Origin of the sequence: Rhodococcus sp. KRD197 (assembly GCF_017168235.1) — a bacterium.
In the GTDB taxonomy this organism is placed as follows: Bacteria; Actinomycetota; Actinomycetes; order Mycobacteriales; family Mycobacteriaceae; genus Rhodococcoides.
Genome location: NZ_JABFAO010000052.1, coordinates 1 through 13,957, shown reverse-complemented (window position 1 = coordinate 13,957; position 13,957 = coordinate 1). Strand labels below are relative to the sequence as shown.

Sequence of the window (13,957 nt, the reverse complement as noted above, 5' to 3'; positions counted from 1 at the left end):
CCTCGACGCGAAAGACCCAGTGGAACAACCCGGCACGAGAGGTCGGACGATCACCCACGCCCGCACTCCACTCGAAGCCGCACAACCAAACTCACAGCGACGCCATCAGTTGATCGGTGCATTCGGGGTTATTCACCCCCGGGGGAGCTACGTGACCGTCCACACAGATCAAAAACCACGCGCTCGTGCATGTCACCGCCTACACCGAGCAGGTCAACCGGGCCGCAGGAAACCCAAACTCGATCACCGGCGAGACCCACCTCGTCGAGAACTACTTTCAGAGGCGGGACAAGGAACTCACCAGCTCCTTTTTGTGTTTCGGAACTCGCTCGGCGAGAAGCCGGTCCATCGTTTGAAGGTATGCGAGAAGTTTGTGAGGTCGCTGTATCCGAGTTCCTTTGCGATCTCACTTACCGTCATTGATCGGTCCAGTAATCTGAGCGTCGCGCGCTCGCGAAGGAATGACTCTCGTTGCTCGCGAAAAGTAGTCCCCTCCTCGGAGAGGCGCCGCTTAAGCGTGCTGGTGGATATGGCCAGCTTGTCTGCCACCCAGTGACTGCCACTTCGTCCGGGATCTTCCTCGATCAACCGTCGCACCTTCTCCGAGAACGACGTACTTCCGTTTCGCTGGTCGAGGGTTCGCTGCAGTTCGGCGATGGCGATTCGATAGGCTAGGGGATCGGAAAACCGACAGACCTCGTCGACTGTTTCTGCTGGAACATGGACGCAGGACAGCGGGGCGTCGAAGTGCAGACGCCCGGCTAGTACGTGCTCATGGTTCATCAGAGCAACCGGCGTTGGCCAACTCAGATGAAGGGTAACGGCCGGCGCGTCGTAGGAGAGCAGGCCAAGCAGCCGCAGTAGCGTCGACCCAGCGTAGGCAATTGCAAGGCAGTCCAGGCCCGGATCGTGTGTGTGCCCGATGAGGCCGACCGAGAAGCCGTGGTCTGCACTGGCATGAAACTGTGAACTGACGGCCGTCGAGATCAACGGCAGATAGGTGAGCAGCTCCACAATCTCGGCTACTGAGCCCGCACTTACCAGCGGAACACTCAACGGGCCGAAGGACGTCAACTGGGCGTGTTCAGCGAACACGAAGCCGAGCACGGTTGCCTGGTCGGCGTCGAGATCGGGGTAGACCTCGCGAAACCACCGCAGTGGAGCCTGAATGTCACGTTGGACTAACGCTGCCTCGTCAGTTCCTTCGCGAGCCATAAGTCTGCGAAACCGCGCAGCGGCATCTGCGCTGAACGCTTGGCTTTGAAGCAGTTGCATGAACGCGAGCGGTGGCAAGCCCGCGTCCTCGAAGTCCACTGGGAAACACTCCTCTGAGCCGAATTCACAACCATCTGACTCTGGCGAACATAGCCGACGCAGTCAACTTCGAGCACAGTGTTTCTAAGTTCTCACACCGAAAATTCAGCATCGGGAGTTAGTTCTGGCTGTTGTCCTTTGTCTCGCACGACGGCGAGAAGGACGGCGAGGCACACCTCTCGATCGAGGAAGGCCTGTCGTTGAAGCAGATCGCAACCAACAACGCAGTGCCTGCAAAAAGGTTTCCTGGTAACGGTGAGTTCGGCTGAGCGGCGGTCGACCCCCGCTGGCTTGTCCGACGGGGGCGGTGACTATCGGCGATTGAGAGTCCCTGGTCGCTCGCGACCGTGCATTTCCTAGAACAACGAGATTGGTGGAGGTTCGAGATGGCTGTGTTCAAGGACGAGGACGAGGTCTACACCTATATGGCCGGGATATTTCGGCGTGGCCTGGAGGTCGAGGGGCTGGCGGACAAGCTTGCGGGCTCGGGCGTGGTGTTGCGGGTGCACTACACCGATCCGGATGCGGTGGTGACGGTGGATATGCCGAACAAGGTGGTGGAGACCGGAGCTTCGAGTACCGCGGTACCCAATGTCGAGCTGTTCATGTCTTCGGACACCGGGAACAAGTTCTGGCTGGGGAAGGTGAACCTGACGATGGCAATGGCCAAGGGAACCGTGCGCGCGAAAGGGCCGGTGCCCAAGTTGCTCAAATTGATCCCGCAGGCCAAGAACCTGTTTCCCGAGTACAAGTCGATGTTGCAGAGCGAGAATCGCCAGGATCTCATCGATGCGTGACCACCGCTTGACCGCTGACTGCAGGACTACGGTGGCGCGGTGAAAAGCACCATGCAAGACGTTCCGCTGACCGTGTCGTCGATAGTGCGCCATGCCGCGATGATTCATGGCGATCGGGATGTGTTGACCGCACGTGGACCCGGGCAGATCTCCCGGGTGTCGTACCGAGAGTTGGGCGAACGCGCGGCTCGGTTGGCCAATGCATTGCGCGAGATCGGCATTCGTGGAGATGAGCGCGTCGCCACGCTGCAATGGAGTAACCAGGAGCATCTCGATTGCTACTCGGCGGTGCCGTCGATGGGCGCGGTGTTGCACACGTTGAACCTGCGGCTGCCTACTGAACAGCTGACGTGGATCGCCAACCATGCCGACGACCGAGTGGTCATCGTCGACGGAACGGTCCTTCCGCTCTTGGCGGCGGCGTTACCGTCGATGACGTCGGTCCGAACGGTGCTGGTGACCGGTACTGGCGACCTTTCCGCCGTTGAGGGGTGCGGGAAGGACGTTCTTCGGTACGACGACGTGGTTGCCGCCCAATCGTGCTCATTCGACTGGCCCGATGTCGACGAATGGTCGGCCGCTGCGATGTGCTACACCAGCGGAACCACTGGACATCCGAAAGGCGTTGTCTACAGCCATCGTTCGACGTGGTTGCATTCGCAGGCAGCGTGCACTTCGAATGCGCTGGGCATCGGTCATGACGACACGGTATTGGCGATCGTGCCGATGTTCCACGCCAATGCGTGGGGACTGCCGTACGCGGCGATGATGGCAGGCGCGCAGATGCTGCTACCCGACCGCTTTTTGCAGGCTGAGCCGTTGGTGGAGATGATCGAGGCAGCGCGACCGACGATGGCGGGCGCGGTCCCGACGATCTGGACCGACGTTCTGCACTATCTGCGGGACAACCCCGGCCATGACGTCAGTTCGCTGAAGATGGTGGCCTGCGGGGGTTCCGCCGTTCCGCGGTCGTTGATAACCGCCTACGACGAGCTGGGTATTCGCATCGTGCAGGCATGGGGGATGACCGAGACCTCGCCGCTTGCTGCGGTCGCATTGCCGCGGGACACCGACTCACCGGAGCGGTCCCTTCATATACGCGGAACCCAGGGCAGGGTGGTGGCCGGTGTGGAGGCCCGCATCGTCGATGACGCTGGTACAGAGCAACCCTGGGACGGAAAGGCGGTGGGCGAGATCCAGATCCGCGGCCCGTGGATCACGGGGTCGTACTACGAGCATGAGGGTCCGGCGGTGACGCCGGACGGGTGGTTGTCCACCGGAGATGTCGGAACGATCAGCGCTGATGCATTCATCACCCTGACCGACCGTTCCAAGGACGTCATCAAGTCCGGAGGTGAATGGATCTCCTCGGTCGAACTGGAGAACGAATTGGCCGCTCATCCTGCGATACGCACCGCCACGGTGATCGGTGTGCCAGACGACAAGTGGCAGGAACGGCCGCTGGCAGTGGTAGTCCTCGATGCCGGACGCACCGCCACCGCCGCGGAATTGTCGGAGTTCCTCCGTCCGCGGGTGGCCAAGTGGTGGCTACCGGAGCGGTGGGCATTCGTTACTGAAGTTCCACTGACCTCGACCGGCAAGTTCGACAAGAAGAAGCTACGACGCCAGCACGCCGACGGTGGCCTCATCGTCGAGACACTGGCCTGAATCGGCAATCACGGCAACCGAAGTATCGATCTAGGGAGAATCATGAAGACACGTGCTGCTGTTCTCTGGGGCCTGGGAGAGAAGTGGGAGGTCGAGGAGGTCGAGCTGAATCCGCCCGGCCCCAACGAGGTGCTCGTCCGGCTGACCGCGAGTGGGTTGTGCCATTCCGACGAACACCTCGTGACCGGCGATCTGCCCTTCCCTCTGCCTGTCGTCGGCGGTCATGAGGGCGCCGGCACCGTGGTCGAGATCGGGGCGGGCATCGACGACATCTCCGAGGGTGATTCGGTCATTCTCACCTTCCTGCCGTCGTGCGGGCACTGTTCCTACTGTGCGCGCGGCATGGGGAACCTGTGCGACACAGGCGCGGCCGTCATGATGGGACCGCAGCTCGATGGCACTTACCGCTTCCACGCACGCGGCGAGGACATCGGCCAGATGTGCTTGCTGGGCACCTTCTCGGAGTACACGGTGGTGCCGAGAGCGTCGCTGGTCAAGATCGACACAGGAACACCGCTGGACAAGGCGGCGCTGATCGGCTGCGGTGTCACCACCGGTTACGGATCGGCGGTGCGCACAGGCGAAGTGCGCGCCGGGGACACGGTGGTCGTGATCGGAGCCGGGGGCATCGGCATGAACGCGATTCAAGGTGCCCGGATCGCCGGCGCGTTGAACATCATCGCGGTCGATCCCGTGGAGTTCAAGCGGGAGCAATCCAGCGTGTTCGGTGCGACGCATGCCGTTGCCTCGATCGACGAAGCGTGGGCGCTGGTCAGCGACATCACTCGCGGCAAACTCGCTGACGTCTGCATCTTGACCACCGATGTCGCCGAAGGGTCTTATATTGGCGAGGCGCTGTCTCTCGTCGGCAAACGCGGACGCGTGGTCGTTACCGCAATCGGACACCCCGAAGAGACCACTATGTCGGGATCGCTGTTGGAGTTGACGCTCTACGAGAAGCAGATCCGCGGTTCTCTATACGGCTCGTCCAACGCTGCTCACGACGTCCCGCGCCTCGTCGAGCTGTACAACGGCGGACACCTCAAGCTCGATGAGCTGATCACCCGTGAGTACACCCTCGACCAGATCAACGAGGGCTACGAGGACATGCGATCAGGCAGCAACATCCGAGGGGTCATCCGATTCTGACGCTACTGACGCCACCGCGAGCCAGTGGAATCGGCGATTATCACGGCAAGTGGGGGTTCGAAGCTCTGAGCCACCGTAGAGCTGTGCTGTCCAAACCCACCAGACCCGATCTAAGTCTGATCTATCCGCCGTATACCGAACGTTCGATCAAGTTGCTACGAAGACTTCTGTGAACAGGTTGGTACCCACCGGTTCGACGGCTCCTGTTGCCGCTGATCTCGAAGGTTTCTCGGCGAGACCCGGAGTCATCGAAGTCCATCGGGCCATACTCCTCTGAGCCGAATTCACAACCATCTGACTCTGGCGAACATAGCCGACGCAGTCAACTTCGAACACAATTTGAAGTCTCACACCGAAACACAGCATCAGGAGTTGGTTATGGCTGTTGTCACCTTTGTCTCGCACGACGGCGAGAAAGACGAGGCGCTTCTCGAGGAAGGCCTGTCGTTGATGCAGATCGCAACCAACAATGCAGTGCCCGGCATCGACGGCGACTGTGGAGGTGAAGCCGCATGCGGGACCTGCCATGTGATCGTCGATCCGCAGTGGTCTGAGATGGTCGGGCGTTCGAGCGCCGTTGAGGAGGAGATGCTCGCGATGAACCCCGAGCGTCAACCGACCTCCCGATTGTCCTGCCAGATGCTTGTGTCCGTGGCGTGGGACGGCTTGATTGTCCAGACGCCAGAATTTCAGATGTGACCACGGAAGAGGCGGGCAAGACAAGATGAAGGTTTCTGAAGCAATCACTGAGCGAGTCCAGTCGGTCGTCCCAATCGACCTACAGATTCAGGGCGCGCACCTCTACGACAAGACCCGACGGTGGGTGACCAGATCGAACGGGAAGAAGCTGTTCGTCGAAAGTCCCATCCCGCCGGTCGAGGACGTCGAACTCGCCGAGATCGACCTCAGCAACCCGTTTCTCTATCGTCAGGGCCGTTGGCAGTCCTACTACGAGCGCCTACGCAATGAGGCTCCGGTCCACTATTTGCCCGCCAGCCCGTTCGGTCCGTTCTGGTCGGTTACGCGGCATGCCGACATCATGGCAGTCGACAAGAACCATGAGGCATTCTCCGCCGAACCGTTGATTGTCATCGGGGTCCCGCCGCGATTCTTGGACATCACAATGTTCATCGCTATGGATCCGCCCCGCCACGACCGGCAGCGGGCTGCCGTGCAGGGTGTGGTCGCGCCGAAGAATCTTCGTGAGATGGAGGGGCTGATTCGTTCGCGCGTCCAGGAGGTGCTCGACGACCTGCCTGTGAATGAGCCATTCGACTGGGTGCAAAATGTTTCGATCGAGTTGACCGCTCGCATGCTGGCGACCTTGCTGGATTTCCCGTACGAGCAGCGTCACAAACTTGTCGAATGGTCAGACCTCGCAACTTCGATGGAGCAGACCAACGGCGGTCCCTCAGACCTCGACGATACGTTTGTCGGTATGCGCGAGATGGCACAAGGTCTCAGCGAGCACTGGCACGACAAAGCGGCCCGGACCGCTGCCGGAGAAGAACCTGGGTTCGATCTGATCACCATGTTGCAGAGCAACGCCGACACCAAGGATCTGATCAGCCGACCGATGGAATTCTTGGGCAACCTCGTGTTGCTGATCGTCGGTGGCAACGACACCACACGCAATTCGATGAGCGGCGGTGTTCTCGCGCTGAACCGGTTCCCCGATCAGTTCGAGAAGCTCAAGGCCAATCCCGACCTGATCTCCAACATGAACTCGGAGATCATCCGGTGGCAGACACCATTGGCCTACATGCGTCGAATCGCCAAGGTCGACACGGTGCTCAACGGGCAGTTCATCCGGAAAGGCGACAAGGTCGTGATGTGGTACGCGTCGGGCAACCGCGACGAACGCGTGTTCGACCGGCCCGACGACTTCATCATCGACCGGGCCAACGCGCGCAACCACATCTCTTTCGGCTTCGGTGTTCACCGCTGTATGGGTAACCGGTTGGCCGAACTTCAGCTGCGGATCCTCTGGGAGGAATTGCTCGCTCGTTTCGAGAACATCGATGTCGTCGGCGAACCCGAGTACGTGCAGTCCAACTTCGTGCGAGGGATCAGCAAGATGACGGTCCGCCTCACCCCGAAATCCGACGCATGACCGCACAGCGCGCCGTCATCATTGGGGCCAGCCATGCTGGGGCCCAACTCGCAACCAGCCTGCGCCAGGAACGTTGGACCGGAGAGATCGTCCTCATCGGCGACGAGTCAGCGCTGCCGTACCAACGCCCTCCGTTGTCGAAGGCTTACCTGGCCTCGAAGAGCACGCTCAAGGACCTGGAGATCCGAAGCGTCGAGTTTTACAGCAAGCACGGGATCCAACTCCGCGACGCGACTGTAGAAGCGATCGACCGCTCAGCAGGAAGCCTTTCGCTCAGCACTGGCGACGCGTTGACCTATGACAAGCTCGCCTTGTGCACCGGTGCCCGCCCGCGGCGGCTCCCTACCCCGGGGGCCGACCTGGCCGGAGTCTATTACCTACGCACCGCCGCGGACGTCGGGTTGATTCGAAAGGCCGCGACCCCCGGACGTCGAGCCGTGATCGTCGGCGGGGGCTACATCGGCCTAGAGACGGCCGCCTCCTTGCGTGCACTGGGTCTGGAGGTCACCGTGTTGGAGGCGACCGAACGCGTCCTCGAACGAGTCACCGCCCCCGAAGTCTCCGCATTTTTCGACCGAATCCACCGTAGTAAAGGGGTCAACATCCGCACGGGAGCCCTGGTCGAGGCGCTCACCGGCGATAGCCGCGTCCGCGAAGTGGTCCTGGCCAGCGGCGAATCAATCCCTGCCGACCTCCTCATTATCGGAATCGGCGTGGAGCCCAATGTCGACCTCGCCGCCGCCGCGGACCTTGCCGTTGACAATGGCGTCGTCATCGACGACCACGCCCGGACCAGTGATCACAACATCGTGGCCGCCGGGGATTGCGCCAGCCACGACATGGCCCGCTACGGACGTCGCATTCGCCTGGAGTCCGTGCCAAGTGCCGCCGAGCAGGCCAAGGTCGCTGCCGCGACCATCTGCGGAAAGCCTAAAGAGATAAAGGCGCTCCCCTGGTTCTGGTCGGATCAATACGACTTCAAGCTCCAGATCGCCGGGCTCAACACTGGGTACGACGAAGTCGTCCTCAGCGGAAACCCGACCCGTGACAGCGACTTCACCTGCTACTACCTACGCAGTGCAGAGCTGATTGCGGCGGACTGCATCAATCGTCCCCGCGACTTCATGTTCAGCAAACGGGTCATCACGCAGCAGCTCCCCATCGACCGCGCCGAACTGTCACTCGCCGGTGCAGTGTGAAGCGTCTCTGCCCTGAGTGCGATCGATATGACGTCGGCGAGCGATACGCAATTCGAAGCACGAACAGGTCCAAACCTCATTCGGCGCGCCCACTGACGAAAAGCCGCGGCTTCTATAGGCGGCTCGCGAATCGACCCTTCCCTCCGAGCTCGAGCTCGATCCAATCGAGACCCGCAACAGTTCGGTGCCAACCTTGGGCCACCAATTCAGTGTTCGTAAGCAACGTCGACCCATGGGCTACGCATGCCCACTTGGAACGAATCCCTGGCAACTGACTGGTCTTCGACACCCCAACGCCCCGCCACTCGGAAAGGATCGCATATGCCGCACAAGACCCTCATCGAGGGTTACCCCCATCAAATCGGGGGCCACTGTGGTTCAGGCGCGATGCGAGATCTGCTGCACTGGCACGGTCTCGGGTGGGATGGACCGCCCAGCGAGGGGCTGACATTTACCCTCGGGGGTGCCTTGGGGTTGTCCTATCTTCGATCGAACGCTCTCGTTCCACCGCTGTATCTGGTGGGACGAGGTGCCGACTTCGAAGTCGACCTACCCCGCCGGCTCGGCGGGCAGGTCCAGGTCCTAACCACCGACGATCCAGAGGAGGGATGGTCGTGGGTTCGCGACGAAATCGACTCCGGCCGACCAAGCCTGGTATGGGGCGACATCGCCGAGCTACCGTATCTGAGGGTCCAGATGCAGATGAGCCGCCACGACATCGTCGTGATCGGCTACGACGAGGACGCGGGCGTAGCGTTCGTCGTAGACAACGACCGGGCCGAGGTGCAGGAGGTTCCCTTCGACTCGCTGGCTCGGGCCAGGTCTTCGACGTCGTTCCCACAGCCGACGCGCCACTGTACGTACCGCATCACCTGGCCGAGCGCGCTCCCCAGCATCGGCGGCACTGCAGCGGCAGCGTTCCGGCAGTCTGCCGACAACTTGCGTCAGCCATCAGGGGCAAGAATCGCCAATCTCACCGCAGCGAGCGGTGCCGAGGGCCTGGCAGCCGCCGAAGCGCTGGCCGCCGACGTTCACACCTGGGCCGACCTCCCCGATGACGAACTCGAGATCTTACTGTTCGGCCTCGGCGCGTTCATCGAGAAGGCAGGCACCGGCGGCGGATTGTTCCGACGCTTACTCGCCGAGGGGTGCGCTGAGATCGCGAGACTGACTGGCGACCTCGCCACAGCAGACCTGGCGCGAGTCGCCGACCGCTGTGCGCAGGCCTGGACCGAGACCGCGCGCGCCGGGATCCGCCGCGGCGCTGATGTACGAGCTCGCCTAGACGCGGTGGCCCTGGCCGCCGGTCGACTGCCAAAGGGGGAGACGGATCTTGTCGACGCTTTGGAACGTGCGTCCAGCTCGTTGGCGACTGCAGACCGCTAACTGCGCTCGTCTCGTGGAATAGATCAGGTAGACCATCATGTAGGCGAAAGTTGTTGTAGAGAAGGGTTTTACACGGAGATTGCATTTTATTGCGGTGGAACTTCGATATATCCGTCAAAAGAGAATGCTGGTGACAAATACGCGATGGACGCGAAACTCATCGAGGAGTCTGACACGATGCGGCTGATTCTGTGGTGATGCTCAGACGGCACTTGACAAAACGGAGGTCGCCGGTGAAGGAGATCCGTTCCGTGATCGGTATCGTCTTGCTGCTATCGACGGAACTGAACCCGGCCTCAGTGGGTTCGTCGTGACAGAACCGCCGGAAACCGGTCAAGAATATTCCGAACGCCAGGTTGAGACCGAGATCGCGCTCGTGACGGCCTGGTGGCGCAGCTTTGAAGAACGGCGAGACACACTCGACGGCGACCCTCTCCCGCCTCACCACCCATGGTGTCTCGGCTGTGGTCCGGACAACCCCCATGGTCATCAGTTGCAGGCGCGGCGTCGCGGCGACGGCGTCGCCGCAGAGCATGTATTCGATAGTCGGCACCGGGGTGCTCCGGGCATCGCACACGGTGGGGCTGTAGGCACCGTGCTCGATGACATGGTGGGAATGCTTCTTTATGTGATCGGGGACTTGGCTGTTACACGAAAGCTCGACATCGAGTTCCTCGCGCCGGTTCGCCTGCAAGTGCCTTACGAGGTAAGTGCCATGCTGAAAGCGCGCAATGGTCGCAAGCTTCACGTTGCTGCCGAAGTTCGAGCGCAACGCACCGGTGACGTAGTGGCCTCCGCCACAGGCGTTTTCATCGTCGTAGATTTAGCGCATTTCATCGCAGCGCTTCGACCCGACCCGGTCTAGTGCGCCGGACAGCCGGGCACAAGCCATCGCCGTCGGGCCCCTGTTGGTGCACACCAACTAACTAGGCCCCCACCACTGGGGGCCCTGTGGCTTGTCATCCAATGTGGCGGAGCCCGTCGGGTGGGACCTGCGGTTCGCCACTTGCCCACGATGCAACGTCGGTCGATTCTTCTCATCGGATCTGGCGGATTACTGATCCCCAACTCGCGTTGGTTCGAGAGGGAAATTTACCGACAGTGTCGATGATGGTGCAGGGACTCCGAACTGGTGGCCGATGACGCAGTTGTCTGGGTTCGAGGCGTGGGTCAACGACGAAGACTTCGATAGCTGAGAACGGCCTCTGCTGTTCGGGAACTGTGTGTGGTGATCAGCTACGTGGTCGCAGCGATGCCCGGGCATTGCGCTCGACGAGCAGCGGAACGAAATCACGGATCGAACGTCCCTCGAAACGAGCATGCTCGGCAGAGACTGCATCCTCGATCACCGGACGTGGAACGTCCGGGAATGCTGTGCCGAGTCGATCCCGCACAGCAGCGATATGGTCGTCTTCGGTGGTAGTCATCTTTTCAAGAATCCGCTCCGACGCCGCGCAGGTCAGGCGATCTCAAGCGATCGATGCACCACAGCTCCTGATCAGGGAAGTTGATGGTGTGTCGTGGGTGGAAGACCGCGTAAGTCTGATGAGGTCCGCGATAGTTTTTTCGCCATGATCGATTCCGGTGTGCCGAACCAGAAGGCCAGCGAAGCTCACGGTGTCACGCGAGCGACCGGTTATAAATGGCGCGATGAACGAGAGGGGATCGATCGCAGGAAACCGCGCGGGTCGGTGGGTCCGGCGTTGACTTGTCAATGGACATCGGGAAGTGCCCGTATGCGGACACGAAAACTGCCCGTGGGTGGTCGATAAGAACTGCCCAGTGGCGGACACGAATCTGCCCATTCGGGTGTGCCCGCCACCGGTGGAAGGGTGGTGTGTCAGGTCAAGGGTTTGACCCCCTGACCGTGCAGTGCTTGGGCGAGGCGGACCGAGTCGCCGCTGGTTTGGCACAGGTGTGCGTGGTGGAGGAGCCGGTCGACCGTCGCAGTGGCGAGGGTTTTCGGCATCAGTTCGTCGAACCCGCTGGGATGCAGGTTCGAGGAGATCGCGACGGATTTGCGTTCGTAGGCTGCTTCGACGATCCGGTAGAGCCCTTCGGCGGCATCGGTCCCCACTGGCAACAGCCCGACGTCGTCTATGACGACGAGTTCGGCGCGGACGATTTTCGCGATCGCTTTGCCGAGAGAATCATCGGAGCGGTGCGCGCGAACGAGGACTCCGATTTGCTCAAGGGTGAACCACGCTACCGGCATCCCGGCCTGGATCACGTTCTGTCCCAACGCTTCGAGGAAGAAGGTCTTGCCTGTTCCGGCTGGTCCGCAGACGACGAGGTTCTCCCGCCGCCCGACCCATTCGAGGGTCCGCAATGCCTGTTGGGTGGGCAACGGGATCGATGATGCGTTTTCGTCCCACACCTCGAAGGTCTTCCCGGTCGGGAAGCCGGCGGCTTTGCGGCGGGAGGTCAGCATCGAACGGGCCCGGCCGGCGGACTCTTCGGTGAGCAGTGCCTTGATCACTTCGGCGGGATCCCAGCGTTGCGCCCGCGCGGTGGCGAGGACCTCGGCGGCGATGGACCGAGCGTGCGGGAGCCGCAGTTGACGCATCAGCGCTTCGACGTCGGCGGGTAATTCTGCAGTGGCGGTGTTCATGCCCGGCTCCCGTTCGTGGTGCCGGTGTCGTCTCGCCCGGCGGCGGTGTCGCCGATGATGTTGCTGCCGATGGTGTTGCTGCCGAACAGATCCCATCCGCTGGTGCCTTGCGCGAGGGAAGTGGATTCGGATGCGCCCCGGCGGGTGAGGTCCATCCCTTTGGTGGCGAGGATGGAGTCGAGGTCCCCGGTGGCGAAGCGGCCGTGCACGGCCGCATGCCCGAGCGCCCAGTCGACATCTGCTCGGCCGCCGAGCCGGGCGAGGTCGACGGCGTGGGACATTTTCTGGAAGATCCGTTCGGTGCCGACTGCGGCTGCTTCTTTGAGCCACGTCGCGGCGCCTTCGCCGATCGCGAGGAATGCCTGCTCGGAGGCAGTGCGTGCACGGACGCTGTAGTCACCGGGAATCTTTGGGTGGTGGCCGGGGAAGTGCGCGTCGTCGATGGCGGGAGTTCCCGGGGTGGTGCGTCGATGCCTGGCTACTTCGATCGGACCCCCGTCGTCGAGTGCGCAGATGATGACCTCATCGGTACCGTCGTGCAACCGCACCCACACGCTCTGACCCAATAGTGTTGAGGGAATCGAGTATTGGCAGTGATCGAAGGTGACCATCGGGGTGTTGTCCGGCACTCTGCGGGTGACACCGAGGACCGCGGTATGCGGGAGGTCGGGGACGGCGTGCAGGCGCGGGCGTTCTTCGGCGAGCATCTCGTTCGGGACGCGGCGGGTGGTGCGGTGCACGCGGGCGTTGACCTCGGTCATGAACGCAGTACAGGCGACGTCGACGTCGGCGAAGGTGGCGTACTGCGGGAGCAGGTTCGTCTCGGTGGGGACGATGTCTGCTTTGGCGAGTTTGACGGCGTTTTCCACCCCACCTTTCGATGCCGGGTCCGCGGGTTGGCAGGTCAGCACCGTGATGCCGTAGTACCGCCCGAACGTCACTACCTGTCGGTTGCGGACCGGGACGCCCGCGACGTGGCCGGTGGTGACGGTCTTCTCGTTGTCGGTGAGCAGGTAGGTCGGGGCACCGCCGAGGATCCGGAACACCCGGTCCAAGCCGGCGAAGACACTGCCTGCGGTCCGGTCTCGCAGTGGGACCACGATGCGGTAGCGGCACCATGCGAGCCAGGCGACGAGGAGCACGATCTTGCGCCCATCGACGCTCGGCCCGTCGCCGAAGTCGTATTGCAGCCACAACCCTGGTTCGGTGATCCACGGCCGGTGCACTCTCGTATTACCCAGCCGCCATTGATCTTTGACTTCGGTGAGTGCGCGGCGGGTGGTGCGGTCGGTGCCGGCGTAGCCCATAGCGGTCAGGCGTTCGTGGGCTTTGTCGCCGCGGATCTTGCCCTTCGATTTCGAGACCCACTCTTCGAGAAGTTCCAGCCAGTCGTCGATGATCTTCGCGCGTCGTGTTGCTGGTGGCAGGCCCGCGTCGCGGTCTTCGACGGCCTTCTTGACAGTGTGGTGGGAGCAGCCGCAGAGTTCGGCGGCGGCACGAAACGATCCGGTCAGGTCGTAGGCATTGAGCATGTCCATGAGTTCTCCGTCAGACTTCACAGTGGTCTCTCCTGCGGTGGATTCGCGATACGGACTAGGAGACTGCTGAACAATCCGATGGCCGATCCACGTCGCGTCGACCCGCGTTTAGGTGTTTGACCTGCGATAATGTTGGTATGCAGGGAAATTCGGAGTCGCAGGGCGACCTGTGGGACGTCTCA

General features: G+C 61.8%; 12 protein-coding genes and 1 pseudogene. 9 read left to right on the top strand and 4 right to left on the bottom strand.

From position 1 onward, the window contains the following. Nucleotides 1-297: 297 nt before the first annotated feature. Nucleotides 298-1,314, bottom strand: coding sequence for an AraC family transcriptional regulator (locus tag J1M86_RS24090; RefSeq protein WP_206511653.1), 1,017 nt, complete (start codon nucleotides 1,312-1,314; stop codon nucleotides 298-300). Between the two features lie 386 nt (nucleotides 1,315-1,700). Here J1M86_RS24090 and J1M86_RS24085 point away from each other — a divergent pair, with 386 nt between their 5' ends. The 9 genes and pseudogenes from J1M86_RS24085 to J1M86_RS26775 all read left to right on the top strand — a co-directional run bounded on the left by J1M86_RS24085 (nucleotide 1,701) and on the right by J1M86_RS26775 (nucleotide 10,491). Further along, a complete protein-coding gene (locus J1M86_RS24085) occupies nucleotides 1,701-2,111 on the top strand; it encodes an SCP2 sterol-binding domain-containing protein (RefSeq protein ID WP_075840920.1) in 411 nt (136 codons plus the stop codon). A gap of 51 nt (nucleotides 2,112-2,162) precedes the next feature. Further along, complete coding sequence (locus tag J1M86_RS24080; protein WP_206511654.1) at nucleotides 2,163-3,779, top strand: fatty acid--CoA ligase; 1,617 nt, start codon at nucleotides 2,163-2,165, stop codon at nucleotides 3,777-3,779. 42 nt (nucleotides 3,780-3,821) lie between these two features. Further along, nucleotides 3,822-4,928 (top strand): NDMA-dependent alcohol dehydrogenase, encoded by a 1,107-nt coding sequence (locus tag J1M86_RS24075; RefSeq protein ID WP_206511652.1) that lies wholly within the window; start codon nucleotides 3,822-3,824, stop codon nucleotides 4,926-4,928. Between the two features lie 20 nt (nucleotides 4,929-4,948). Continuing rightward, a pseudogene (locus tag J1M86_RS26605) lies at nucleotides 4,949-5,101 on the top strand (aldehyde dehydrogenase family protein); the annotation flags it as partial. 205 nt (nucleotides 5,102-5,306) lie between these two features. Continuing rightward, the gene (locus tag J1M86_RS24070; RefSeq protein ID WP_206511651.1) at nucleotides 5,307-5,627 is read left to right on the top strand and encodes a 2Fe-2S iron-sulfur cluster-binding protein; all 321 of its coding nucleotides are present in this window, start codon (nucleotides 5,307-5,309) and stop codon (nucleotides 5,625-5,627) included. 25 nt (nucleotides 5,628-5,652) lie between these two features. Further along, nucleotides 5,653-7,041: a cytochrome P450 gene (locus J1M86_RS24065; protein WP_206511650.1), complete on the top strand. Its 1,389-nt coding sequence runs from the start codon at nucleotides 5,653-5,655 to the stop codon at nucleotides 7,039-7,041. Then, nucleotides 7,038-8,240 carry an NAD(P)/FAD-dependent oxidoreductase gene (locus J1M86_RS24060; protein WP_206511649.1) on the top strand — a complete coding sequence of 401 codons (1,203 nt, stop codon included), beginning with the start codon at nucleotides 7,038-7,040 and terminating at the stop codon, nucleotides 8,238-8,240. The genes J1M86_RS24065 and J1M86_RS24060 overlap by 4 nt, the downstream gene beginning before the upstream one ends. A gap of 321 nt (nucleotides 8,241-8,561) precedes the next feature. Beyond that, nucleotides 8,562-9,626, top strand: coding sequence for a BtrH N-terminal domain-containing protein (locus tag J1M86_RS24055; protein WP_206511648.1), 1,065 nt, complete (start codon nucleotides 8,562-8,564; stop codon nucleotides 9,624-9,626). Between the two features lie 310 nt (nucleotides 9,627-9,936). Continuing rightward, nucleotides 9,937-10,491, top strand: a complete 555-nt coding sequence (locus tag J1M86_RS26775; protein WP_075840922.1) for a PaaI family thioesterase — start codon at nucleotides 9,937-9,939, stop codon at nucleotides 10,489-10,491. Between the two features lie 367 nt (nucleotides 10,492-10,858). Here J1M86_RS26775 and J1M86_RS24045 read toward each other — a convergent pair whose 3' ends face one another. The 3 genes from J1M86_RS24045 to istA form a co-directional block, all read right to left on the bottom strand. Then, a complete protein-coding gene (locus J1M86_RS24045; protein WP_075839960.1) occupies nucleotides 10,859-11,053 on the bottom strand; it encodes a three-helix bundle dimerization domain-containing protein in 195 nt (64 codons plus the stop codon). 413 nt (nucleotides 11,054-11,466) lie between these two features. Continuing rightward, nucleotides 11,467-12,237: an IS21-like element helper ATPase IstB gene (istB, locus tag J1M86_RS24040; protein ID WP_206511647.1), complete on the bottom strand. Its 771-nt coding sequence runs from the start codon at nucleotides 12,235-12,237 to the stop codon at nucleotides 11,467-11,469. Beyond that, complete coding sequence (istA, locus tag J1M86_RS24035) at nucleotides 12,234-13,796, bottom strand: IS21 family transposase (protein WP_307786733.1); 1,563 nt, start codon at nucleotides 13,794-13,796, stop codon at nucleotides 12,234-12,236. Before istA ends, istB begins: the two co-directional genes overlap by 4 nt. Nucleotides 13,797-13,957: the final 161 nt, after the last annotated feature.

Excerpts from the sequence above, each read along its gene's own strand:
- J1M86_RS24085 (WP_075840920.1), top strand. The coding sequence starts at position 1,701 with ATGGCTGTGTTCAAGGACGAGGACGAGGTCTACACCTATATGGCCGGG.
- J1M86_RS24080 (WP_206511654.1), top strand. The coding sequence starts at position 2,163 with ATGCAAGACGTTCCGCTGACCGTGTCGTCGATAGTGCGCCATGCCGCG.
- J1M86_RS24075 (WP_206511652.1), top strand. The coding sequence starts at position 3,822 with ATGAAGACACGTGCTGCTGTTCTCTGGGGCCTGGGAGAGAAGTGGGAG.
- J1M86_RS24070 (WP_206511651.1), top strand. The coding sequence starts at position 5,307 with ATGGCTGTTGTCACCTTTGTCTCGCACGACGGCGAGAAAGACGAGGCG.
- J1M86_RS24065 (WP_206511650.1), top strand. The coding sequence starts at position 5,653 with ATGAAGGTTTCTGAAGCAATCACTGAGCGAGTCCAGTCGGTCGTCCCA.
- J1M86_RS24060 (WP_206511649.1), top strand. The coding sequence starts at position 7,038 with ATGACCGCACAGCGCGCCGTCATCATTGGGGCCAGCCATGCTGGGGCC.
- J1M86_RS24055 (WP_206511648.1), top strand. The coding sequence starts at position 8,562 with ATGCCGCACAAGACCCTCATCGAGGGTTACCCCCATCAAATCGGGGGC.
- J1M86_RS24045 (WP_075839960.1), bottom strand. The coding sequence starts at position 11,053 with ATGACTACCACCGAAGACGACCATATCGCTGCTGTGCGGGATCGACTC.
- istB (WP_206511647.1), bottom strand. The coding sequence starts at position 12,237 with ATGAACACCGCCACTGCAGAATTACCCGCCGACGTCGAAGCGCTGATG.